The 22,066-nt window shown below is 66.4% G+C and carries 17 protein-coding genes and 1 pseudogene; 7 read left to right on the forward strand and 11 right to left on the reverse strand.

Translation table 11 applies throughout. From position 1 onward, the window contains the following. Window positions 1–3 precede the first annotated feature (3 nt). The 4 genes from AC3FKG_RS18995 (at window position 4) to AC3FKG_RS19010 (ending at window position 3,696) form a co-directional block, all read left to right on the forward strand. Window positions 4–1,200, forward strand: a complete 1,197-nt coding sequence (locus AC3FKG_RS18995) for an acetate/propionate family kinase (RefSeq protein WP_488743864.1) — start codon at window positions 4–6, stop codon at window positions 1,198–1,200. Window position 1,201: 1 nt separating this feature from the next. Continuing rightward, window positions 1,202–1,984 (forward strand): enoyl-ACP reductase FabI, encoded by a 783-nt coding sequence (gene fabI, locus AC3FKG_RS19000; RefSeq protein ID WP_488743865.1) that lies wholly within the window; start codon window positions 1,202–1,204, stop codon window positions 1,982–1,984. A 142-nt stretch (window positions 1,985–2,126) separates the two neighbouring features. After that, entirely contained in the window at window positions 2,127–2,450 is a 324-nt protein-coding gene (locus tag AC3FKG_RS19005) for a hypothetical protein (protein WP_483714456.1), read from the forward strand. 220 nt (window positions 2,451–2,670) lie between these two features. Further along, window positions 2,671–3,696, forward strand: a complete 1,026-nt coding sequence (locus AC3FKG_RS19010) for a YeiH family protein (RefSeq protein WP_488743866.1) — start codon at window positions 2,671–2,673, stop codon at window positions 3,694–3,696. A gap of 37 nt (window positions 3,697–3,733) precedes the next feature. Here the strand turns inward: AC3FKG_RS19010 and AC3FKG_RS19015 are convergent, their stop codons facing one another. The 3 genes from AC3FKG_RS19015 to AC3FKG_RS19025 all read right to left on the reverse strand — a co-directional run bounded on the left by AC3FKG_RS19015 (window position 3,734) and on the right by AC3FKG_RS19025 (window position 7,684). Continuing rightward, entirely contained in the window at window positions 3,734–4,438 is a 705-nt protein-coding gene (locus AC3FKG_RS19015; protein WP_483713383.1) for a porin, read from the reverse strand. Window positions 4,439–4,633: 195 nt separating this feature from the next. Then, window positions 4,634–5,059: a hypothetical protein gene (locus AC3FKG_RS19020; protein WP_483713384.1), complete on the reverse strand. Its 426-nt coding sequence runs from the start codon at window positions 5,057–5,059 to the stop codon at window positions 4,634–4,636. A gap of 135 nt (window positions 5,060–5,194) precedes the next feature. Then, a complete protein-coding gene (locus AC3FKG_RS19025) occupies window positions 5,195–7,684 on the reverse strand; it encodes a penicillin-binding protein 1A (protein ID WP_488743867.1) in 2,490 nt (829 codons plus the stop codon). Between the two features lie 175 nt (window positions 7,685–7,859). On the opposite strand from AC3FKG_RS19025, the pseudogene AC3FKG_RS19030 reads away from it, so the two are divergent. Then, a pseudogene (locus tag AC3FKG_RS19030) lies at window positions 7,860–8,108 on the forward strand (porin); the annotation flags it as partial. Window positions 8,109–8,239: 131 nt separating this feature from the next. Here AC3FKG_RS19030 and AC3FKG_RS19035 read toward each other — a convergent pair. After that, window positions 8,240–8,860, reverse strand: a complete 621-nt coding sequence (locus tag AC3FKG_RS19035; protein ID WP_483713387.1) for a flavodoxin family protein — start codon at window positions 8,858–8,860, stop codon at window positions 8,240–8,242. Between the two features lie 380 nt (window positions 8,861–9,240). On the opposite strand from AC3FKG_RS19035, the gene AC3FKG_RS19040 reads away from it, so the two are divergent. Then, window positions 9,241–11,307 carry a TonB-dependent receptor family protein gene (locus AC3FKG_RS19040; protein WP_488743951.1) on the forward strand — a complete coding sequence of 689 codons (2,067 nt, stop codon included), beginning with the start codon at window positions 9,241–9,243 and terminating at the stop codon, window positions 11,305–11,307. An 87-nt stretch (window positions 11,308–11,394) separates the two neighbouring features. Continuing rightward, on the forward strand, window positions 11,395–12,816 hold the full coding sequence (mdtD, locus tag AC3FKG_RS19045) for a multidrug transporter subunit MdtD (RefSeq protein WP_488743868.1): 1,422 nt from the start codon (window positions 11,395–11,397) through the stop codon (window positions 12,814–12,816). 61 nt (window positions 12,817–12,877) lie between these two features. Here the strand turns inward: mdtD and AC3FKG_RS19050 are convergent, their stop codons facing one another. The 7 genes from AC3FKG_RS19050 to nirB all read right to left on the reverse strand — a co-directional run bounded on the left by AC3FKG_RS19050 (window position 12,878) and on the right by nirB (window position 22,064). Then, entirely contained in the window at window positions 12,878–13,534 is a 657-nt protein-coding gene (locus AC3FKG_RS19050; RefSeq protein WP_483713390.1) for a DUF799 domain-containing protein, read from the reverse strand. Next, window positions 13,531–13,959: a DUF4810 domain-containing protein gene (locus AC3FKG_RS19055; protein WP_488743952.1), complete on the reverse strand. Its 429-nt coding sequence runs from the start codon at window positions 13,957–13,959 to the stop codon at window positions 13,531–13,533. The genes AC3FKG_RS19050 and AC3FKG_RS19055 overlap by 4 nt, the downstream gene beginning before the upstream one ends. A 30-nt stretch (window positions 13,960–13,989) precedes the next feature. Then, on the reverse strand, window positions 13,990–14,667 hold the full coding sequence (locus tag AC3FKG_RS19060) for a CsgG/HfaB family protein (protein ID WP_483713392.1): 678 nt from the start codon (window positions 14,665–14,667) through the stop codon (window positions 13,990–13,992). Between the two features lie 385 nt (window positions 14,668–15,052). Beyond that, window positions 15,053–17,773: a molybdopterin-dependent oxidoreductase gene (locus tag AC3FKG_RS19065; RefSeq protein ID WP_488743869.1), complete on the reverse strand. Its 2,721-nt coding sequence runs from the start codon at window positions 17,771–17,773 to the stop codon at window positions 15,053–15,055. 46 nt (window positions 17,774–17,819) lie between these two features. After that, a complete protein-coding gene (locus AC3FKG_RS19070; protein ID WP_483713395.1) occupies window positions 17,820–19,061 on the reverse strand; it encodes an NAD(P)/FAD-dependent oxidoreductase in 1,242 nt (413 codons plus the stop codon). A 31-nt stretch (window positions 19,062–19,092) separates the two neighbouring features. Further along, window positions 19,093–19,476, reverse strand: a complete 384-nt coding sequence (gene nirD, locus AC3FKG_RS19075; RefSeq protein ID WP_483713396.1) for a nitrite reductase small subunit NirD — start codon at window positions 19,474–19,476, stop codon at window positions 19,093–19,095. A 26-nt stretch (window positions 19,477–19,502) separates the two neighbouring features. Next, on the reverse strand, window positions 19,503–22,064 hold the full coding sequence (gene nirB / locus AC3FKG_RS19080) for a nitrite reductase large subunit NirB (RefSeq protein WP_483713398.1): 2,562 nt from the start codon (window positions 22,062–22,064) through the stop codon (window positions 19,503–19,505). Window positions 22,065–22,066 lie beyond the last annotated feature (2 nt).

A 22,066-nucleotide genomic window follows, 5' to 3' on the forward strand; every position in this document is an offset into this window, starting at 1 on the left:
GACATGACCGACGTGATCCTTGTCCTGAACGCGGGTTCATCGAGCCTGAAGTACTGCGCCTACGACGCACAGGGCGACGCACTCAGGCTGGTGCTGCGGGGCAGCCTCGACGGGCTTTACACGTCGCCGACCTTTCGTGCGGCGAATGCCTCGGGCACCGAAGTGGAGACCAGGAAGTGGGGCGACGGGACCGAGCTGGGACACGGTGGCGCCGTCACCTTTCTGGCCGATTTCCTGCGGGGCCACGGAGAGGGCCACACGCTGGTTGGCGTCGGGCACCGCGTGGTGCATGGCGGCGTGCGCTTCGCGCAGCCGGCACGGGTGAACGAGGCACTTCTGGCCGAGCTGGATACGCTCTGCCCGCTGGCGCCCTTGCACCAGCCGCACAACCTCAAGCCGATCCGGATCCTCGCCGAACGGCGGCCGGAACTGCCGCAGGTGGCTTGCTTCGACACCGCCTTCCACCGGGCGCAGCCGGAGATCGCCCAGGCTTTTGCGCTGCCCGCTTCGATGACCGAGCGCGGCATCCGTCGCTACGGTTTTCACGGGCTTTCCTACGAGTACATCGCTAGCGTCCTGCCGGGCATCGACGCCAGGGCCGCGTCCGGCCGCACCGTGGTGGCCCACCTCGGCAATGGCAGCAGCATGTGTGCGCTGGTGGCCGGCCGCAGCGTGGCCAGCACCATGGGGTTCACCGCGGTCGACGGCTTGCCGATGGGCACGCGCTGCGGCAGCCTCGATCCGGGCGTGATCCTGTACCTGATCAGCGAACTGGGCATGGGCGCGCAGGACATCGAGGATCTTGTCTACCGCCAGTCCGGCCTGCTCGGCGTCTCCGGCATATCGAGCGATATGCGCGTGCTGCTCGCCAGCGACGATCCGCGCGCCCGCCTGGCGGTCGAGCTGTACACCTACCGGATCGGGCGCGAACTGGGCTCGCTGGCCGCGGCGGCGCAGGGCCTGGACGCGCTGGTCTTCACCGCGGGCATCGGGGAACATGCCCCGTTGATTCGCGAACGCGTGTGCCGTCAGGCAGCCTGGCTTGGCGTGACCGTTGATGCGACGGCCAACGCCAATGCCGACGGCGCGACGCGCATCGGCACGGCATCCGGGCAGGTCGCGGTGTGGGTGATCCCGACCGATGAAGAACTGATGATCGCCCGGCATACCAGGTCATTGATCGATACCAAGGGGATGTGACATGACAGTCCAGATACCACAGCCGATCCTGGCCAACAAGAAGGCCCTGGTCTGCGGCATCGCGAACGAGCATTCGATCGCCTACGGCTGCGCCAAGGCCTTTCACGACCTGGGCGCCGAGGTCGCGATCACCTATGCCAATGAAAAGACCCGGCAGTATGTGGAGCCGGTGGCGCAAGAGCTTGAATCATCGATCTTCCTGCCGCTCGACGTTTCCAGCGAAGCCGAGATGGAAGCGCTGTTTGGGCAGATCGAAGACAAGTGGGGCAAGCTGGACATCCTGCTGCACTCGGTCGCCTGGGCGCCGAAGGACGATCTCCAGGGCGGGCTCCTGAACTGTTCCGCCGAAGGGTTCGCCAAGGCGATGGACATTTCCTGCCACTCCTTCATCCGCATGGCACGGCTGGCCGCTCCGCTGATGCGCGACGGCGGCACGATGTTCACCATGAGCTACTACGGTGCCAACAAGGTCGTGCCCAACTACAACGTCATGGGGCCCGTGAAGGCCGCGCTCGAGGCGGCCTCACGCTACCTGGCCTACGAGCTGGGGCCGCAGGGCATACGGGTGCATGCGATATCGCCAGGACCGCTCAAGACGCGGGCCGCCTCGGGCCTGAAGGACTTTGACCTGATGCTCTCGGATGCTGCCCAGCGCGCGCCATTGGGCGAACTGGTCGACATCATGGATGTCGGGTTCACCTGCGCATTTCTTGCCACGCCCTATGCCCGCCGGCTGTCTGGCGAGACGCTGTATGTGGATGGCGGCGTGAATATCATGGGCTAGCTTCGGTCACGGCCGACGGTCAGGCGGACCCAGGCCCTGGAAAGCGGCGCAAGCGTGGCCCGAATCGGTCAATGATGGCGGGAAAGCCCCACGCCGGCTCGTCCCGCGCCGGCGTGACACGCAGTTGCTAGACTGGGTAATTATGCGAGAACTTCTTTTTCGCACCCTGCTGTACCGCTATTTCTTCTTTGACTGGCTGTACAAGGATGCCAGCAGAGGGAATCTGCTGGAACGCTCGGCCGCGTGGCGCTTCAACAAGATGCACGCGCACTGGCTGCTGACGTACATGCGGCGCTGGCTCTGGTGCGGGCTGATCTTCTTCGCCCTCGGCGGCGCGGTCGAGTTGATGCTGCGCGCGCCTGGCCTGTCGGCGATCTTCTATGTGCCCGGTGTGCTGATCGTGCCGGTCAATGTCGTCATCGGTGTGCTCTGGCTCGGACTGAAAACACTGCCCGGACCGGTGTGAGCCGTTCGCGCGGGCATGTCATCGATGTGACGCGCACTCGATAGCGCAAGACCCCTGGCACGAAATGTCAAGCTTGCCGCAGGCAATGCAAAGCATGCGCGCGGGCTACCGCCTACATTGAGCCTATAGCAAGCAAGCCGGCGTTCCCCACGTCCGACAACTCAGCCAGAAGCCTTTTCCGAGGACGGGCTGCCCCCACCGATTTACCGGAGAGACAGCCATGTCCGCAAGATTCTTGAGCCCAAGCTCGATGACCACGTTCCGCGGCTATCTGCCCGGCATGATCATCAGCGCGGTGGTGACCGTCGCCGCCATGTCGCTGGCCGACCATTACCACGCACCGGTGATGCTGTTCGCGTTGCTGCTGGGCATGGCGCTGAACTTCCTGTCCAAGGAGCCGTCCAGCGCGTCGGGCATCGACTTCAGCGCCAAGCAGGTGCTTCGCCTGGGCGTGGCCCTGCTTGGGCTGCGCATCACGGCGTCGCAGGTTGCCGCGCTTGGGTGGCACTCCGTTGCCATGGTCGTGCTGGCGGTGGGCCTGACCATCCTGTGCGGCATCGTGCTGGCGCGGCTGATGGGGTTCCAGACCTTCTTCGGCCTGCTGACCGGCGGCGCCGTCGCCATCTGCGGCGCTTCGGCGGCGCTTGCGCTGGCCGCGGCCATGCCGCAGCATCCGCTGAAGGAGCGCGCCACGCTGTTCACGGTGATCTCGGTCAGCACGCTGTCCACGCTGGCGATGGTGCTGTACCCGATGATTGCGCAAGTGCTGGCGCTGCCTGCGCCGCAGGCCGGAGCCTTTATCGGTGGCACCATCCATGACGTGGCGCAGGTCGTGGGAGCCGGCTACAGCATCTCGCACGAAGCCGGCGATGCGGCCACGCTGATCAAGCTGATGCGCGTGGCCATGCTGCTGCCCGTGATCGCATTGGCCGCATGGCTGTCGCAACGTCATCAGCGCGCACAGGGCGAAGCCGGCACGGGTACGCGTCCGCCGCTGCTGCCGTGGTTTGCCGTGGCGTTCGCGGCGCTGGTGGCGATCAACAGCACTGGCTGGCTGCCCGCGTACCTGGTCAAGGCGGGACAGTTCGCCTCGCAGTGGTGCCTGGTCATGGCCATGGTCTCCATCGGCATGAAGACGCACCTCAAGGACATCCTGTCCGTGGGCTGGAAGCCGGTGGCGCTGATGGTGCTGGAGACGCTGTTCCTGGCGGTCCTGTTTTACGGCATGCTGGTCGTGATGCACTGATATCGCGGCACGCGAGACGGCCCCTGCGAAAGCATTGTCAGAACCGATGCCGCAACCCGATCACCGCGCCGAACTGGCTTTCCCGCGCGCCGACCTGCTCGGTCGGCCCGGACAGCGCGGTCGCATACGGATTCAGTGACGGCCCGAAGCCCGTCAGTCCCATGGCCGGGGCGTTGCGGCTCCTGGCAAATCCCAGCACGGTATAGACGTCCGTGCGCTTGGAGTAGGCATAGGACCCGGTCAGCATGAAGCTGTACGGATCGCCGGAATTGCCGTGGGCATCGTTGTAGTAGGCCGCGCCGCCCAGTTGGATCCCGGGCGTGAGCTGGTACTGCAGGCCAAGCCAGTACAGGTTGCTGCGCAGCGCGATCGTGCTGAAGCTGTCATACGACCAGCGGTAGCCGGCCACCGCCCTGGCCGGCCCCAGCGCATAGGCTGCGCCGAGGCTGGCGCGGTTGGCCTGGCTGGTGTTGCCGACATCGGCATAGGCGCCGCTTTCCATCGCGACGAAGGCCTTCAGGCCAGTGCCGGGCTCCTTGCCGTCGTGCAGGCCCCAGCGTGTCGCAGAAAGATTCGCCGAGTATTCACGCATGACATAGCGGCCGCCCGTGCCAGTGGCGGGCACGCTGGATACGTGCTCCACGCTGGTATCGAGAATGCCATACGGTGTGGTACTGGCTTGTGCAAGCGCGGCGGCAGGCAGCACCGACAGTGCGGCCAGGCAGGCTAGGCGGATCTTCATGTTCGGGCCCCCCTCGTCATGTGGATCGCTCGCATCCCCGCAACGGCGGGGGTGCCTGGTGACCACGATCGGGTCACAGGTGCTATGACGCAGGGGTTCGTCCGTTATGACCGTCTGTTTTCGCACATGCCATGCGCGCGGCGACGTGCGCATGCCGGATCGGTCACGCGGCCATCGCGCGGCCGCCCGAGGCACTCAGCCCAGGCAGCCCATGCCGAACTGCAGCGCACGCAAGGCGTCCGCGTGTTCGCGGTAGCGGTCGGCGTAGCTCCAGTATTCGGTGGTCTGCATGGCGCGCTCGGTCGCGCGCACGCGGTAGTCGATGGCCAGGCACTGGTTCCAGAATGCGTTCTGGGCACGCAGGTCCATTTCCTCGTCGGCCCGGTCCTGGGCGGCCGACTGCATGCGCAGGGCCGACATCGCGCGGTCGGCCTTCTGGTTCTTCGCGGCGCCGGGGACCGTCATCACGTGGGAGCGCATGGTGCCCGTGACGTTGCGGTAGCCCGCCGGGCAGGACGCCGACGTGTAGAGCGTTTCGTTCCCGTTCTGGCATTTGGTGACGGCCTGGGCCAGCCCGCTGGCCGTTAGCAGCACCATCATGACGGCAAGTTGTCTGGACATGGCCGCGCCCTCCCGCTGACACCGATGGAATCAATGTAGGCACGGATCGGTCCGGTCGCCAGCAGTTGTCCGCGCGTTGCGGTGGGCGGCATGCCGCAGGTGCGCTGCGGGGCATGCCAGCGGGAGAAGCGCAGGTCAGCCAGGCGTGCTGGTTGCGCCCGGTGCGGGGGATGCCGGGGCAGTGGGGGGCTGCGTCGGCAAAGCCGGAGGTGGCGGCGCAGTGCCGGCTGTGGCGTCGGCCGGTTCCGCGGGGGCCGGCTCCGGCGTGATGACGACTTCGCCTCGGTCGAGCGCCATGCCGGCGGTCGCGTCGGAAGCGTCGGCGGTGGTGGCGGCTTGCGCCGGCGGTTGCGGCGTGACATCCGCTTCCGGCGACGGCAACGCCGGGCGGCGTGGTGCAGGCCGGCTGCCTGGTGCTTCCGCCGGGCCCTTGCCGCCGAACAGCCGCGTGAACCAACCGCGTACCTGCGTGGCCAGCGCGCTGAAGACGCTGGATTCCTCGGGCTCGGCAAAGCGCGCGCGGCCATCGATGATGCGGGCCCGCAGCGAGTGCTGGTAGAAGTCCCCGACGATCGGCAGCGCGCTGTGGGCGCCCTGTCCCCAGTAGTCGCTGCGCAGCGTGACGCGGCTGTCGTTGAAGCCGACCCACGCGCCCGCGACCAGCTCGGGGTGCATCAGGATGAACCAGCCGTCGGCGTTGTCCTGCGTGGTGCCGGTCTTGCCGGCCACGTCGGCGCGGATGCCGAAGCGCGAGCGGATGCTGGCGCCGGTGCCGCGGTCGATCACGTCGCGCATCACGTCGAGCAGGGTCTGCGTGGTGTCGGCTGGCAGGGCGCGCTCGGCGCGCGCGGGCTGGAATTCCTGCAGGACCTTGCCGTCGCGGTCTTCGATGCGGGTCACCATCGTCGGCGCGATATAGTCGCCCGCGTTGGCGATGGTGGCATAGGACGCCACCATTTCCCGCAGGGTCACCGGGCTCGTGCCCAGCGCCAGCGACGGGACCAGGTCGAGCTTGCTGTCGCGCACGCCCATGGCGCGCGCGAGCCGCGCGACGCGCGCTGGCCCAACTTCCTGCATGAGCTGGGCCGTGATGGTGTTGCGCGAATAGACCAGGCCGTCGCGCAGCGTCATGGCGCGGCCGCTCGGGCGGCCTTCGTCGGTCGGGCGCCAGACTTCGCCGCCGGCGAGCTGGATTTCGACGGGCTGGTCCACCAGCGTGTCGTCGGGCGTCTTGCCCTGCTCGAATGCGGCGCCATAGACAAAGGGCTTGAACGTGGAGCCCGGCTGGCGGCGCGCGCTCTGCACGTGGTCGAACGCGTCCTGGGTGTAGTCGCGGCTGCCGACCCAGGCGCGGATCTGTCCGGTGCGCGGATCGATGGCGATAAAGCCCGCCTGGATGCGCGTCTTTTGCTGGCGCAGCGCCTGCATGAACGAAGTGTTGGCCAGCAGGTGCTTGAGCGCCTCGTCGGCCGGCGTGCCGGCGGCCACGGCGCTGCGGTATTCGGGCGTTTCCCGGACAAAGGCCTGCACCAGGTCCTTGCTGGCCGCCCAGCCGGCACGCGGCGCCCACGCGGCATTCGCGATCGACTGCAGCCGGTTGCCCTGCGCCGTGACGGCTTGCGTGGCCATCGCCTGCAGGCGCGCGTCGATGGTGGTGTGCACGACCAGGCCATCTGCATAGATGTCATAGCCGTTGCGGTCGGCCCAGCCGATCAGCCACTTGCGCAATTGCAGGGCAAAGTGCGGCGCCGGGCCCGGCGGTTCGGTCTGGCGCTCGAAGTCGATGCGCAACGGCCGCTTCTTCAGCTGCTCGAAGCGCGCGGCGTCGAGCCGGCCGCGCTTGACCATCTGCGCCAGGACCGTGTTGCGCCGGTCGAGCGCGCGTTCGGGGTTCAGCACCGGGTTGTAGTAGCTGTTGCCCTTGAGCATGCCGATCAGCGTGGCGCTTTGCAGCACGTCGAGCGAGCGGGCCGACTTGTCGAAGTAGGTGCGCGCGGCCATTTCGATGCCGTACGCGTTGTACAGGAACGGTACCGTGTTCAGGTAGGTCTCGAGGATCTGTTCCTTGGTGTACAGGGCCTCGATCTTGAACGCGGTGATCGCCTCCTTGAGCTTGCGCGTCATGGTCGGCGCGCGGCCGATCTCGTCGGGGTACAGGTTGCGCGCGAGCTGCTGGGTGATGGTGGAACCGCCCTGGCGGTCGCCGGAGAAGGTGTGCAGCGCGGCCGAGGCCGTGCGCCGCCAGTCCAGGCCATGATGCTGGTAGAAGCGGTGGTCTTCCGTTGCGATCAAGGCATCGATCACCGTCGGCGAGATCTCCGACAGCTTCACCCAGTCGCGGTTGGCCCACTTGAACACGGCCAGTTCCTTGCCGTCGGCGGACAGCACCTGCGCCGGGCGCTCGAAGCGGGCCTTGCGGATGTCGCTGATGCCCGGCGTGAACGGAATCAGAACCAGCACATAGAGCAGGAACGCCGCCGGCACGGCCGCCACGGCAAGCAGGGCCTGTCTGCGCGTCGGGCGCCGCATGGCGGGCAAGGACTTGAGGCGCTGCACCGGTTGCCAGTTCGCCCAGGCCTGGGTTAGCGGCGGGACGAGCAGGGACTTGATCTTGTCCAGCCTCATGAAGCAACCACGATCATCACAAGGCGGGGGCACAGGACAGAGCAGGGCACTCGGGAATACCGGTCTTCGAAAAGACTGAATCCTACCAAAACGTCCCGGATTGTATCGAGGTGTCTGAAAGAAAGGGATGTTTGAGACACTTTAAAGCCATGCGTCGTGGCCATTGCGTCATAATTACCGCTTCACGCCGGCGTTTCAGCTGACCGGCGCGGCGTACTACACCGACACGCACAACAGCGACGCGGACCCGTGGATGCCCGTGATGTCGGCCGACTACTCGCTGTCCAAGCGCACCGATGTCTACCTGAACGTCGGCTTCGCGAATAACAAGTCGGGCTCGTCGCTGGGCCTGAACGGCACCGGCACCGTGGTGCCGGGCGAGAACCAGACCGGCGCCACCGTCGGCCTGCGTCACCGCTTCTAAGACGTGCCGCCCGTCCGGCATGGCCGGACGGGCCTCGATCATATCGGCACTTGCGCTGCGCGCAGATGCCTTGGGCCGGATGCCATCCGGCCGCTTTTTCCGCACCGTTCGTCACGGCGCTTTGTACATCGTCAAGCCGCCTGCTTCAACGTGGCCAGGGCGCGGCGGCCCGCGGCAAGTTGCCGTGCGACTTCGGCGACGCGCGCGCCCAGGTGTTCGGCGGTGCGCAGGTCTGCCAGCGGCGGCACCACGTCGGCGCTTTCATCGGCGTTGGACTGTGCCGCGGCGCCCAGGAAGAAGCCGTGGCGGTTCAGTGAATCCTCGGTCGACTTGGAGTTGTTGTGGCCCGGAGGCAGACCCAGGTTCACCCAGTGCATGCCGTGCTGGGCTGCAAAGATGGAGATCTGCTGCAGCGTGGCGAGCTTGTCGCCCGAGCGCGATGCCGAGTTGGTAAAGCCGGCTGCCACCTTGTTCGCCCACTTGCCGCCCTTGGCGAAGACGTTGCGCGAGGTCGCGTCCATAAAGCCCTTGAACTGGGCGGAGGCGCTGCCCATGTACGTCGGCGCGCCGAAGATGATGCCGTCGACCTCTTCCAGCGTGTCCCAGTGCTGGTCGATTTCATCGACGCTGATCAACAGGCTTTCCACGCCATCCACGCTGGCGGCGCCGCGCGCGACGGCCTGGGCCTGCCTGGCAGTGTGGCCGTAGCCGCTGTGGTAGACGATGGCGACGCGGGTTTGGTGGGTGTTCATGGTGTCTTGCCTCACTGAATAAACAAATGGATTGAATTTGATTCGCTGCGGCGTCTGGCTTTGTTTGCTGCCGTTGAGGGAAGTCTAGGCGGGTGGGGGAAATCCACGGTGGACCTGATGCAAATAAGTAATTGAATTTTTTTGATGAAACGGCCCCGGGCCGGGATGGGATGTTCCGCTCACTCCCCGCATGGCAAATCCGGCGCAGACCATCTAAAGTTATCCCGCATCCACCTAAATCCGGCGCCGGATGAATTCCACGACCGCGCCAGTCCCGCAACCGCTCTCCAACGATGACAACAGGCGGCAAGCAGATCCTGGCATTCCGGCAACTCGTGGCGCGGCATACAGCGGTGTCTGTGTATTGCGTACTGGCCGGCATGGCGGCGACCGGCAAGGCGATGGCCAGCGAGCCGGAGGCGTCGCTGCCGGACGTGGTGGTCAGCGCATCGCGCAGCGAACAGCGCCGGTTCGATGCGCCTGCCGCAGTGGACAACGTGCCGGTGGATCCGCTGCGCGCGACCTCGCCGCTGGTGAACTTGTCCGAGGTGCTGACCGGCGTGCCGGGTGTCGCAGTACGCGATCGCCAGAACTATTCGCAGGACCTGCAACTCTCCGTGCGAGGCTTTGGCACGCGCTCGACCTTTGGTGTGCGCGGCGTGCGGCTATACGTCGACGGCATTCCCGCCACCATGCCCGACGGGCAGGGCCAGGCCTCCACCGCCGACCTTGCCAATGCCAGCCGCGTGGAGGTCTTGCGCGGCCCGTTCGCGCAGATGTACGGCAATGCCTCGGGCGGCGTGGTGCAGGTATTCACGCCGGATCCGCCCAAGCACGGTTTCACCGGCCGTGCATCGACCGGATTCGGCTCCGACGGCCAGTGGCAGGCCGGCGTGTCGCTTGGCGGCGGCAACGACAAGCTGGGCGGCACGCTGGACGCCTGGACCTTCCAGACCGATGGCTACCGCGACCACAGTGCCGCGCGACGCTACCAGCTCAATGCCAAGGTCGTGGCCCAGCCGACCGATGCCACGCGCGTGACCGGCCAGTTCAACTACTTCAACCAGCCGCTGGCGCAAGACCCGCTGGGCCTGACGCGTGCCCAGGCCGACGCCAACCCGCGCCAGGCCGTTGCGGCCGCCACGCAGTTCGATACCGGCAAGACCGTCGAACAGACGCAGGCCGGCGTGGTGGTGGACCACAAGCTGACCGAGGCCGACAGCCTGCAGGGCCGTCTCTATGTCGGCACGCGCCAGCTCAACCAGCGGCTCGGCATGAGCGGCATTGCCGCGACGTCGTCCGGGGGCATCGTCGACCTTGACCGGACCTACGGCGGCGGCGCGCTGTCATGGACGCGCCGTACCACCGCCGGCGGCCTGCCCTTGCAATGGACCGCGGGTGTGGAAGCCAATGGCATGCGCGACGGCCGCACCGGCTTCGTCAATAACAACGGCGCCCAGGGCGCGCTGCGCCGCGACGAGACCGACACAGCCACCGATCTTGGCGCTTTCGCGCAGTTCGACTGGAGCTTCCATCCGTCCTGGGAACTCGTGGGCGGCGTGCGGGCCAGCCGGGTGAAGCTCGGCATCGACGATCACTACATCACCACTGCGAGCCCCGACGACAGCGGCACGACCACGTACAACAACGTCAGCCCGGTGGTCGGCATGGTCTGGCATGCGGCGGACACGCTCAACGTCTACGCCAACCTCGGTCGCGGGTTTGAATCGCCGACGCTGACCGAGGTCGCCTACGGCCCGGGCGGCGTCGGCAGCAACCTGGGCCTGCAGGCGTCCACCAGTCGCCAGGGCGAGATCGGCGTCAAATGGCAGCAGCAGCGCCAGCGGCTGGAGGCGGCGCTATTCGATGCCGACAGCCATGACGAAGTGGTGCCCTTGTCGAACAACGCCGGACGCACCGTCTACCAGAACGTCAATGGCGTACACCGCCGCGGCATGGAGCTGGCCTGGCGAGGCGGCTTCGGCGCGCAGGTCGGCGCATCGGCTGACGGCCAGGCCGGCAGCCAGTTCGAGGCCGGCCTGGCCTACACCTACCTGTCCGCCTATTTCGGCGAATCGTTTCTCAACGCGCAGGGGCAGACCGTCAAAGCCGGCAATCGCCTGCCCGGCACGGCGCGCCACAGCCTGAACCTGGATGTTGCCTGGCGGCCGTTGCCGCCGCTCGTGCTCGGTGCGGAAATGCACGTCGACAGCCTGATCTATGCGGATGACCTCAACACCCAGGCCGCGCCCGGCTATGCCACCTTCAACCTGCGCGCCGGCTACGAATTCCGCCTCGGCAAGACGCGGCTGTTTGCGTTCGGCCGCATCGACAACATCACCGACCGCAGGTACATCGGCTCGGTCATCGTCAACGAAGCCAATGGCCGGTATTTCGAGCCGGCGCCGGGCCGGCGCTACTTCGTCGGACTGCGCGCGGCGATGTAAAACAAGGCAGGTTTGCCACGCCGCCCCCTGGCCGGCCTGATGTTGCGGCTTTGGCCGGCTCCGCGGCCAGCACCGGAGTACACAGCCATGACTACGACCATGCCTGACGACCGCACCCGCCGCATCATGCTGTGGGTGGTGGCGGTCGGCTTCTTCATGCAGACGCTGGATTCCACCATCGTCAACACCGCACTGCCGTCCATGGCGCGCAGCCTTGGCGAAAGTCCGCTGCGCATGCAGTCGGTCGTGATTGCGTACTCGCTCACCATGGCCGTGATCATCCCGGCGTCGGGCTGGCTGGCGGACCGCTTCGGCACGCGCACCATCTTCCAGGCCGCGATCGGGCTGTTCGTGCTTGGCTCGCTGCTGTGCGCTTATGCGGGCACGCTGCAGTTCCTGGTCGCGGCGCGCGTGGTGCAGGGCTTGGGCGGCGCCATGCTGCTGCCGGTGGGCCGGCTCTCGGTGCTGCGGACCTTTCCGCGCGACCAGTACCTGCAGGCGCTCAGCTTCGTCGCGATCCCGGGCATGATCGGCCCGCTGATCGGCCCGACGCTGGGCGGCTGGCTGACGCAGGCGTTGTCGTGGCACTGGATCTTCCTGATCAACGTGCCGGTCGGCATTCTCGGTGCGCTGGCGACGGTGCGCTACATGCCGAATGTTCGACAGGCCGGCATTGGCCGCTTTGATGTCGCGGGCTACCTGCTGCTGGCCGTTGCCATGCTGGCGCTGTCGTTCTCGCTGGACGGGCTGGCGGAGCTGGGCTTCCAGCATGCGACCGTGCTGATGCTGCTGATCGCCAGCATGGCCGCGCTGACGGCCTATGTGCTGCACGCCGGCCGCCGCCCGCAGCCGCTCTTCACGCTGCGGCTGTTCCGCATCCACAGCTTCAGCGTGGGGTTGCTGGGCAATCTGTTTGCGCGCATCGGCAACGGCTCGATGCCGTTCCTGATCCCGCTGACCTTGCAGATAAGCCTGGGTTACTCGCCGTTCAACGCGGGCCTGATGATGCTGCCTATCACTGCGGCCGGCATGGCATCCAAGCGGCTGGCCACGCGTCTGATCGAGCGGCACGGCTATCGCCGCGTGCTGGTCACCAACACGTTTGCCGTCGGCGTCGTCATGGCCGCGTTCGCGCTGATCACGCCGCAGCGTCCGCTGTGGATGGTCATCCCGCTACTGGCGCTGTTCGGCATGGTCAATTCGATCCAGTTCACCGCGATGAACACCGTCACGCTCAAGGACCTGAGCGGGACCAATGCCAGCAGCGGCAACAGCATGCTGTCGATGGTGCAGATGCTGTCGATGAGCCTGGCCGTCACGTCGGCGGGGGCGCTGCTGACGACGTTCGAAACGGGATTTGGCAATGGGCCGTCGGGAGTATTGCCGGCGTTTCATGCCACGTTTATCTGCATGGGGTTGATTACGTGTGCGTCGGCGTGGATTTTCATGCAGTTGTCACCGCATGAGGCCAGGGCGGTGGCGCATCGAACGGAGAGGGCGGAGGGGTAGGGCTGCTTCATCCGAATCCAGGCCGCAGGACGCGGACGTCCTGTGGCCAACGTACCGGATCTCAGTCCGACTGGTACTTCGGCGAGCGCGGCCCATACAGGATGCCGCCGGGCTGACCGGCCGACAGCAGGCGGTAGCTCGTAGTCGCCGCGACCTTGTAGCTCGCATCAAGCGAGTGGTTGACCGCTTGCGTGATTGCCGCACTGACCAGCATGCCAATCAGTCCGCCCCCACTGCTGGAGCTGTCGGTTGCGGCCGAGGCCGTGCCGCTCCACAGCACATCGCCCGTCTTCAGGTCCACCAGCTTTGCACTGGCGGCCACGCGGGTGACGCTGCTGAAGACCTGGTACTTCGAACCGTACTCGGCCACGGTCACGTACAACGCGGCGTCTGCGCCAAAGATCTGGCGCAGCTTGGCGACCGGCGTGGCATGGATATCGCCGGGAACCGTCAGGCCGTTCTGGCGGAAGGTCTCGTCAACCAGCGCCACCGGCAGCACGTAGTAGCCGGATTCCGCCAGCGGCGCGGTGGCCTGCGCAAGCATGCCGTAGGTCGCCTTGATATCGGGCGACTCGTTCAGCGGCGGCAATACCAGGATGGAGCGCGGCCGGCTCGCCTTGAACGCGGCATAGTCCACCTGCTTGTTCGGCACGGCGCAACCAGCGAACAGCATGACGACGCCCAGGCTCGCGACATAGCTCAGAAGTCGGCGCATCATTTGCTGCTCCCTGCGGTGGTGCCGGACCCGGCGTCCACGGCGGTGCTGACCTTGGTGTCGGTCCGGGTATCGGTCTTGACGTTCCTGAGCAGGAAGTCCATATACGGCGTGGCTTCGGGGAAGAGCGTTTTCTCGGTCTGGAATTCCTTGACCATCTGGTCGCCCTTGCCGATGTTCAGGTAGAGCATGCCAAGCTGGGCATGGTACCCCGGCGGCACCGCGCCGCCCTTTGCCTTGATCTTCTGCAGGCCCTCTTCGAGCGCGGCGACCTGCGCCTCCTTCGATTCGCCCTTGAAGTATTCGTAGACCTGGACCTGATAGCCTTCCCATTGATACATGGGCTGTGGGCCCGCGCAGCCGGCCAGCAGGAGGCTGCCCGCCGCCGACAAGAACGCTGCGCTACGCAGCGTGACCGTGTTGATCATCATTGTTCTCGTAGTCTTGCTGACAGCCGGTTACTGGGCCGGCTTCCAGGCGCCGCTGTCGATGGCGGCCACCATGTTGTTGATCGCCTCGCGCATGGCGAGGTCCATCACCTTGCCGTTGAGCGTCGAGTCATAGCTGGCCGTGCCGCCGAAGCCGATCACTTCGCGATTCGACAGCTTGTATTCGCCGGCGCCCTGCGTCGAGTACACGACCTCGGAGGTGCTGATGTTGATGACGTTCAGGTTGACCTTGGCATAAGCCACTTGCTCCCGGCCCCGGCCGAGAATGCCGAACAGCTGCACATCGCCGACTTCCTTGCGGCCGAACTCCGTGATGTCGCCGGTCACCACGTAGTCGGCGCCCTTCAGGCGTTGCGCCTGGTTCTTGATCGACGCCTCGCGCTTGATCTCGTCGAGGTTCTCACGCTCCAGCACGTTGAAGCGGTTGGTTTGCTGGAGGTGGGTGACCAGGCTGGTCTTGGCCTGGCCGCTCAGGCGGTCAATGCCGTCCGAGAAGACGCCGCGCATGTAGTTCGAGCGATTGTCGAACTTGCCCACGGCAATCGGCGTGCGCACGCCGTTGTACGGCCGGCTGGCGCTTTCGACCTTCTGCACGGGCAGCGCCGTGGAGGATTCCGTGGCGCAGCCGCCGAGCATGGCCAGCAGGCCGGCTGCGGTCGCCAGGGATACTGCAGTCAGTTTCTTCATGTGATTTCCTTCGATCAGTCAATGCCAGATGCCCCAGGCTTCAACAGAAGCGACGGAGCCAGGCAGCACTCTAAGCCAAATCGCACGCAGAGATTCGGCAGATGTGCGGTCAAATCGTCGGATTCTTCGAAGGACAGCGGGCCATGATCGCGTGGATCAGCGCCTGATTCGAAGCGGTCGGGAAGGGGCATTGACTGCCTCGGACTTCGGGAAACGAGGTCCGAGGCGGTGATGGCGACGCAATCCTGATTATCCGACGTTGAACTCTATGGCGGGGTGCCGGTGCAACGCGCACGCCGGACGTCGGATATCACGGTTGTTCACATTGCGTTGGGGAATCGCAACAGAGGCGGCCAGAGAGCGGCGAGGCCGCTCTCCCGGGAAATCATGCCGCCTCCGCCACCCGAACCTCCACCAGCAGCTTCTTCAACTCCGGCACGCAAGAGCCGCAGTTGCCGCCGGCCTTGACGCATGCCGTGATCTCGGCCGGGGTGGTCAGGCCATGCTCGCGGACCGCGTTGCAGATTGTATTGCGGCCCACGCCGAAGCACGAGCACACCGTCGGGCCCGCGTCGGCGCCTTTTTGCATCGGCTGCCCCATCAGCAGGCCGATGCGGTCGGCGTCTTCCAGCTGCTCGCGGCCGAACAGCTCCGCCAGCCAGGAGCGCGAGGGCAGGTCGGGGCGCGTGGCAATGTAGACGCACGCCTCCAGCCGGTCGTTGACGACATGGCCGGCGTGATAGGTGCCGGCGCTGCGGTCCTCGTACTCGAGCCAGTCCGCGTCCGCGTCGGTCACGCCGAGCAGGCTGCGTGCCCAGGCGGCGCGATCGGCAATGGCTTCGCGCCCGGCGAATTCGTAGCGCTGGAAGCGTTGTCCCTGCACGCGCGTCCAGTACGTGAGGGTATCCGCGGGCAATTCCTTGCGGCTCAGCACGAAGCCGTGCCAGTTGACGCCGAACGGCTCCACGCACACCGGCGTGTGCTTGAACTCGGGTTCGCCGGACACCGGGTCGACCACCGGGTTGACGAGCGCGCCGACGCGCGCGTCGGAGCTGAACTGTCCGTTCCAGTGGATCGGCACGAACACGCTGCCGCGCGGAATGCCGCCGCCATGCCGCACGCGCGCCACCATCGCGCCCCAACGCGTGGAAACGCGCGCGAGCTTGCCTTCGCCCACGCCGCATAACAGCGCGTCCTGCGGATGCATGTCGACGAAGGGCTCTGGCAGGTGGTCCGCAAGGCGGGCCGACTTGCCGGTGCGCGTCATGGTGTGCCATTGGTCGCGTACGCGGCCGGTGTTGAGGATCAGCGGATAGTCGTCGTCCGGCGCGTGTGCCGGCGCACGCGTCGGCGTGGCGACGAAGCGCGCCAGTCCGTCGGCATGGGCATAGCGGCCGTTTTCGAACAGCCGGTGCGTCCCGGCCGACGAACCTGCGACCACCGGCCACTGCACGGGTTCGAAATTGTCATAGCTGTCCTTGTCCATGCCGGCCATGCCGCCGATATCGAATGCCCGCGGAGCCTCGTCATTGCGCCAGGCGCTCAGGCGGGCATGCTCGTCGAAAATCTCATGCTGGCCTGCATAGTCGAAGCCTGCATAGCCCATGCGACCGGCCACGTCGCACAGGATGCGCCAGTCCGCGCGAGCTTCTCCGGGCGCTGCCAGAAAGGCACGCTGGCGCGAGATGCGGCGCTCCGAGTTGGTGACGGTGCCATCCTTCTCGCCCCAGCCCAGCGCCGGCAGCAGCACGTGCGCGGCGTCATTGGTATCGGTGCGCTCGATGATGTCGGAACTGACCACCAGTTCGCATTTGGCCAGCGCGCGGCGGACCTGATCGGCATCGGGCAGGCTGACCACGGGATTGGTGGCGATCACCCATACGGCCTTGACCTGGCCCTGCTCGATCGCATTGAACAGTTCGACGGCCTTGAGGCCCACGCGGTCGGCCATGACCGGCGCTTGCCACAGGTCCTGCACGATGTCCCGGTGCAGCGGGTTGGCCAGCTCCATATGCGCGGCCAGCATATTGGCCAGGCCGCCGACTTCGCGGCCGCCCATCGCGTTCGGCTGCCCCGTCAGCGAGAACGGGCCCATGCCGGCGCGGCCGATGCGGCCGGTCAGCAGGTGGCAGTTGATGATGCTGTTGACCTTGTCGGTGCCGGCGGACGACTGGTTGACGCCTTGCGAGAAGGCCGTCACGACCTTCTCGGTCTCGCCGAATAGGCGATAGAAGGCCAGCAGGTCGTCGACGTCGAGCTTGCAGGCGCGCGCGACGGCCTTCGGGTCGCTGCAATCGACGGTTGCCTGCAGCGCAGCATCGAGCCCCGACGTGCTGGCGCCGATGAAGGCGGTGTTGGCGTGGCCTTCGCGCTCCAGGTAGCTCAGCAAGCCATTGAAGAGCCAGACGTCCGTGCCCGGACGCACCGCCAGGTGCAGGTCGGCCAACTCACAGGTGGCCGTGCGGCGCGGGTCGATGGCGACGATCTTCATCTGCGGCCGCTCTTCCTTGGCCTTCACCAGGCGCTGGAACACGATCGGATGGCACCAGGCCGTGTTGGACCCCACCAGCACGACGAGATCCGCGAGTTCCAGGTCTTCGTAGTTGCCGGGCACCAGGTCTTCACCGAAGGCGCGCTTGTGGCCGGCCACCGCCGACGACATGCACAGGCGCGAATTGGTGTCGATATTGGCGGTACCGATGAAGCCCTTCATGAGCTTGTTCGCGATGTAGTAGTCCTCGGTCAGCAACTGGCCGGATACATAGAGCGCGACGGCATCGGGGCCGTGCTCGCGGACAATGCGCGAGAACCCTTGCGCTACGGTGTCGAGCGCGACGTCCCACGATACCTGTTCGAGCGCGCCGTCCGCGCTGCGCACCTTCGGATGCAACAGGCGCCCTTGCAGATCCACGGTCTCGCCCAGGGCCGAGCCCTTGACGCACAGCCGGCCACGATTGGATGGATGGTCCACATCGCCGGCAATCTCGACCTGTCCGTCGGCGCGCACCGTGGCGCGCACGCCGCAGCCGACGCCGCAGTAGGGGCAAGTGGTGGCGGTGGTGGTGGTCGGGGTGGCCGATACCACCGGGATGTCGGACAGATTCACGCTTTCTCCGTGGGGGCGATGTCGTTGTCAGCGGGTTCGCCGGGCTTCAGGCGGCAAGCGCCTCGCACTGGGCCTTGCCGAACAGCAGGCGCTGGCGCAGCGCTGCGACCGGCGCGCGCTGCTGGATCAGGTCGAAGTACCAGGGCCCGTCCTGCACGTCGCCGTACAGCACCGCGCCGATCAGGCGGCCGTCCTGCAGCACCAGCCGCTTGTAGACGCCGCGCCGCGCGTCGCGCAGAACCAGGTCTTCGCTGCCTTCGCCGCCGATGAAGTCGCCGGCCGAATACAGGTCCACGCCGGTCACCTTGAGCTTGGTCGCCGTGGACTGCTGGATATAGCGGCGATGCCCTGAGCCAGCCAGATGCGCGGCACACACGCGCGCCTGGTCCCAGATCGGCGCAACCAGGCCGAAGGTGGCCTGGCGATGCTGCACGCATTCGCCCACGGCGTAGATGCGCGGGTCATAGGTCTGCAACGTGTCATCGACGACGATGGCACGTTCGCAGTGCAGCCCGGCACCGGCCGCAAGCTCGATGTTCGGGCGCACGCCGGCCGTCATCACCACCAGGTCGGCCGGGATCTCGCTGCCGTCCTTGAAGCGCACGCCGGTCACGCGCGTGTCGCCGAGGATCTCGCCGGTCTGCGCGCCCAGCATGAAGCGCAGGCCCTTGCGTTCCAGCGCGCCCTTGAGCAGGGTGGCCGCGGGTTTGTCCAGCTGGCGCTCCATCAGGCTGTCGCACAGGTGCACCACGGTCACGTCCATGCCCTGGCGCAGCAGCCCGTTGGCCGCTTCCAGCCCCAGCAGGCCGCCGCCGATCACCACCGCATGGCGATGGTTGCGCGCGGCATGCAGCATGGTCTCGACATCCTGGATATCGCGAAACGCGATCACGCCATCAAGCTGGTGACCCGGCACCGGCAGGATGAAAGGCTTGGAGCCGGTGGCCAGCAGCAAGCGGTCATAGTGCACCTCGCGTCCCGACTGCGCGCGCACGGTGCGGCGCGGGCGGTCGATGGCCACCACCGGATCGCCGGCGAGCAGTTCGATGCCGTTCTGCGCGTACCACTCGCGCGTATTGAGCATGATGTCGTCGACGGTCTTTTCTCCCGCCAGCACCGGCGACAGCAGGATACGGTTGTAGTTGCCGTGCGGCTCGGCGCCGAAGACCGTGATGTCATACAGGTCGGGCGCCAGCTTTAGCAGTTCCTCGACCGTGCGCATGCCGGCCATGCCGTTGCCGACGACGACCAGCCGTGGCCGGGGCTGCGAGGGGGCGGATGGCGTCATGCGCGAGGTCTCCGTCAAAAAAAGGGATTTGTCAGGCTGCGAGTTCTTCCTCGACTTCGCGCGTGGCTAGATCGGCGGCTACCCAGACCTTGCCGTCATAGACGCGGGCCGGGTAGGCGTTGACCGAGTGCTGCGGCGCCTCCAGGCATTCGCCGGTGCGCAGGTCGAAGTGCTGCTTGTAGATCGGCGATGCCACCACCAGGCGCTCGCCCAGGTTGCCGACCAGGCCGCGCGACAGCACGGCTGCCTGCGAATTCGGATCGAAGTTCCCGATGGCGTAGACCTCTTCGCCGCGGCCGATGCGGAACACCGCGACCTGCTGCTCGTCGACCAGCGCGCAGACACCAGTATTGGGTACGATATCGCGCAAGGTGCAGATCGCGGTCCAGGTTTCGGGATAGTGGGAATGGCTCATCACGTTCTCCTTGAGTTCGGCTGCATTCAGGCTGCTTTTGCGGGCACGGCCACCACGGGAATGTGGCTCAGGCGGGAACGTTGCAAGTTCCGTTCCTCCGGCGTGGCCGGGCGGATCTGCCCGCGCTCTTCGATGAAGACAAGGTTGTCGTCGCGGCGGTCGCTGTTGACGAAGTGGCGGAAGCGCTTGCGCGTTTCCGGGTCGGTGACGGCCTTCTTCCACTCGTCTTCATAGGTGTCGACCACGTGCTGCATGTCCGCTTCCAGGTCGGCGGCGATGCCGAGCTTGTCGTCGAGCACGACGGCCTTGAGGTAGTCCAGGCCGCCTTCCAGGTTGTCGCGCCACACGCTGGTGCGTTGCAGGCGGTCGGCGGTGCGCACGTAGAACATCAGGAAGCGGTCGATGTAGCGGATCAGCGTGGCGCGGTCCAGGTCGCCGGCCAGTAGTTCGGCATGACGCGGCTTCATGCCGCCGTTGCCGCACACATAGAGGTTCCAGCCCTTCTCGGTGGCGATCACGCCAACGTCCTTGCCCTGCGCTTCGGCGCATTCGCGGGTGCAGCCCGACACGCCGAACTTGATCTTGTGCGGCGCGCGCAGGCCCTTGTAGCGGTTCTCCAGTGCGACCGCCAGGCCGACCGAGTCGTCCACGCCATAGCGGCACCACGTGGAGCCGACGCACGACTTCACCGTGCGCAGCGCCTTGCCATAGGCATGCCCGGATTCGAAGCCGGCCTCGATCAGTTCTTCCCAGATATAGGGCAGTTCTTCAGCACGTGCACCAAACAGGTCCACGCGCTGGCCGCCCGTGATCTTGGTGTAGAGGCCGTACTTCTTGGCGACCTGCCCCACGGCGATCAGCCCCTCGGGCGTGACTTCGCCGCCCGGCATGCGCGGCACCACGGAGTACGTGCCGTCCTTCTGGATGTTGGCCAGGTAGTAGTCGTTGGAGTCCTGCAGGCTGGCGTGCTCTTCCTTGAGCACGAATTCGTTCCAGCACGACGCCAGGATGCTGCCCACGGTCGGCTTGCAGATATCGCAGCCCATGCCGTTGCCATGCGCTTCCAGCAGCGCGTCGAAGGACTTGAACTTGCCCACGCGCACCAGGTGGTAGAGCTCCTGGCGCGAGTACGGGAAGTGCTCGCAGAGATGGTTGTTGACGGCCATGCCCTGCTTCTTCATCTCGGCCTTCATGATCTGCGTGACCAGCGGCACGCAGCCACCGCACGCCGTACCGGCCTTGGTGCAGGTCTTGAGCGCGCCGATGCTGGTGGCGCCGTCGCATACGGCGCCGCAGATCTCGCCCTTGGAGACGTTGTTGCACGAGCAGATCTGGGCGGTGTCGGGCAGCGCGTCGGCGCCCAGCGCCGGGCGGGCCTTGCCGCTGCTGTCGGGCAGGATCAGGAACTCGGGCGACTCCGGCAGTTCGATCCTGTTCAGCATCATCTGCAGCAGCGTGCCGTACTCGCTGGCATCGCCGATCAGCACGCCGCCCAGCAGGTACTTGCCGCAGTCCGACACCACCAGCTTCTTGTAGACCTCCTTGCGGTCGTCGCTGAACTGGTAGATGCGGGCGCCCGGCACGGTGCCGTGCGGATCGCCGATGCTGGCGACGTCCACGCCCATCAGCTTGAGCTTGGTGCTCATGTCGGCGCCGCCGAACTCCACGGTCTCGCCGCGCAGGTGGCGGGCGGCCACGCGCGCCATGTCATAGCCGGGCGCGACCAGGCCATAGATCTTGCCTTGCCACAGCGCGCATTCGCCGATGGCGTAGACGTCCGGGTCGGAGGTGCGGCAGTTGTTGTCCACCGCAATGCCGCCACGCTCGCCCACGGTCAGGCCACAGGCACGGGCCAGTTCGTCGCGCGGGCGGATGCCGGCCGAGAACACGATCATGTCGGTGTCGAGATGCGTGCCATCGGCAAACACCATGCGGTGCGTGCCGTTTTCGCCGTCGACGATCTCGACGGTGTTCTTGCCCGTGTGCGCGGTCACGCCCAGGCCTTCGATCTTCTGGCGCAGCATGCGGCCGCCGCCTTCGTCGACCTGTACCGCCATCAGGCGCGGCGCGAACTCGACCACGTGGGTCTGCAGATCCATGTCGCGCAGCGCCTTGGCGCATTCCAGGCCCAGCAGGCCGCCGCCGATCACCACGCCGGTCTTCGAGCGTGCGCCGCATTCGCGCATTGCTTCCAGGTCTTCGATGGTGCGGTAGACAAAGCAGTCCTTGCGGTCCTTGCCCGGTACCGGCGGCACGAACGGATACGAGCCGGTGGCGAGGATCAGCTTGTCATAGGACAGCGTCTCGCCGGTCGACACCATCACGGTGCGCGCGGCGCGGTCGATCGACACTGCGCGCGCGTTCAGGCGCAGCAGCATGTTGTTGTTCTGCTCGAAGAAGCCCTCCGGCACCAGCGAGAGATCGTCGGCCGACTTGCCGGCGAAGAACTCGGACAGGTGCACGCGATCGTAGGCGGGACGCGGTTCTTCGCATAGTACGGTCACTTCCAGGTTCTGCGCGCCGGCATCCGCCAGGCATTCGAGGAATTTGTGACCCACCATGCCGTGGCCGACGATGATCAGTTTCATGA

The sequence above is a fragment of the Cupriavidus sp. 22TCCZM04-2 genome (assembly GCF_057798895.1).

Bases quoted from the DNA above. Each gene is read 5' to 3' on its own strand.
- AC3FKG_RS18995 (WP_488743864.1), top strand. From the start codon at position 4: ATGACCGACGTGATCCTTGTCCTGAACGCGGGTTCATCGAGCCTGAAG.
- AC3FKG_RS19060 (WP_483713392.1), bottom strand. From the start codon at position 14,667: ATGAAGAAACTGACTGCAGTATCCCTGGCGACCGCAGCCGGCCTGCTG.
- AC3FKG_RS19035 (WP_483713387.1), bottom strand. From the start codon at position 8,860: ATGAACACCCACCAAACCCGCGTCGCCATCGTCTACCACAGCGGCTAC.
- AC3FKG_RS19020 (WP_483713384.1), bottom strand. From the start codon at position 5,059: ATGTCCAGACAACTTGCCGTCATGATGGTGCTGCTAACGGCCAGCGGG.
- AC3FKG_RS19070 (WP_483713395.1), bottom strand. From the start codon at position 19,061: ATGACGCCATCCGCCCCCTCGCAGCCCCGGCCACGGCTGGTCGTCGTC.
- AC3FKG_RS19010 (WP_488743866.1), top strand. From the start codon at position 2,671: ATGTCCGCAAGATTCTTGAGCCCAAGCTCGATGACCACGTTCCGCGGC.
- mdtD (WP_488743868.1), top strand. From the start codon at position 11,395: ATGACTACGACCATGCCTGACGACCGCACCCGCCGCATCATGCTGTGG.
- AC3FKG_RS19055 (WP_488743952.1), bottom strand. From the start codon at position 13,959: ATGATCAACACGGTCACGCTGCGTAGCGCAGCGTTCTTGTCGGCGGCG.
- AC3FKG_RS19005 (WP_483714456.1), top strand. From the start codon at position 2,127: ATGCGAGAACTTCTTTTTCGCACCCTGCTGTACCGCTATTTCTTCTTT.
- nirD (WP_483713396.1), bottom strand. From the start codon at position 19,476: ATGAGCCATTCCCACTATCCCGAAACCTGGACCGCGATCTGCACCTTG.
- nirB (WP_483713398.1), bottom strand. From the start codon at position 22,064: ATGAAACTGATCATCGTCGGCCACGGCATGGTGGGTCACAAATTCCTC.
- AC3FKG_RS19050 (WP_483713390.1), bottom strand. From the start codon at position 13,534: ATGATGCGCCGACTTCTGAGCTATGTCGCGAGCCTGGGCGTCGTCATG.
- AC3FKG_RS19025 (WP_488743867.1), bottom strand. From the start codon at position 7,684: ATGAGGCTGGACAAGATCAAGTCCCTGCTCGTCCCGCCGCTAACCCAG.
- fabI (WP_488743865.1), top strand. From the start codon at position 1,202: ATGACAGTCCAGATACCACAGCCGATCCTGGCCAACAAGAAGGCCCTG.
- AC3FKG_RS19040 (WP_488743951.1), top strand. From the start codon at position 9,241: ATGGCGGCGACCGGCAAGGCGATGGCCAGCGAGCCGGAGGCGTCGCTG.
- AC3FKG_RS19015 (WP_483713383.1), bottom strand. From the start codon at position 4,438: ATGAAGATCCGCCTAGCCTGCCTGGCCGCACTGTCGGTGCTGCCTGCC.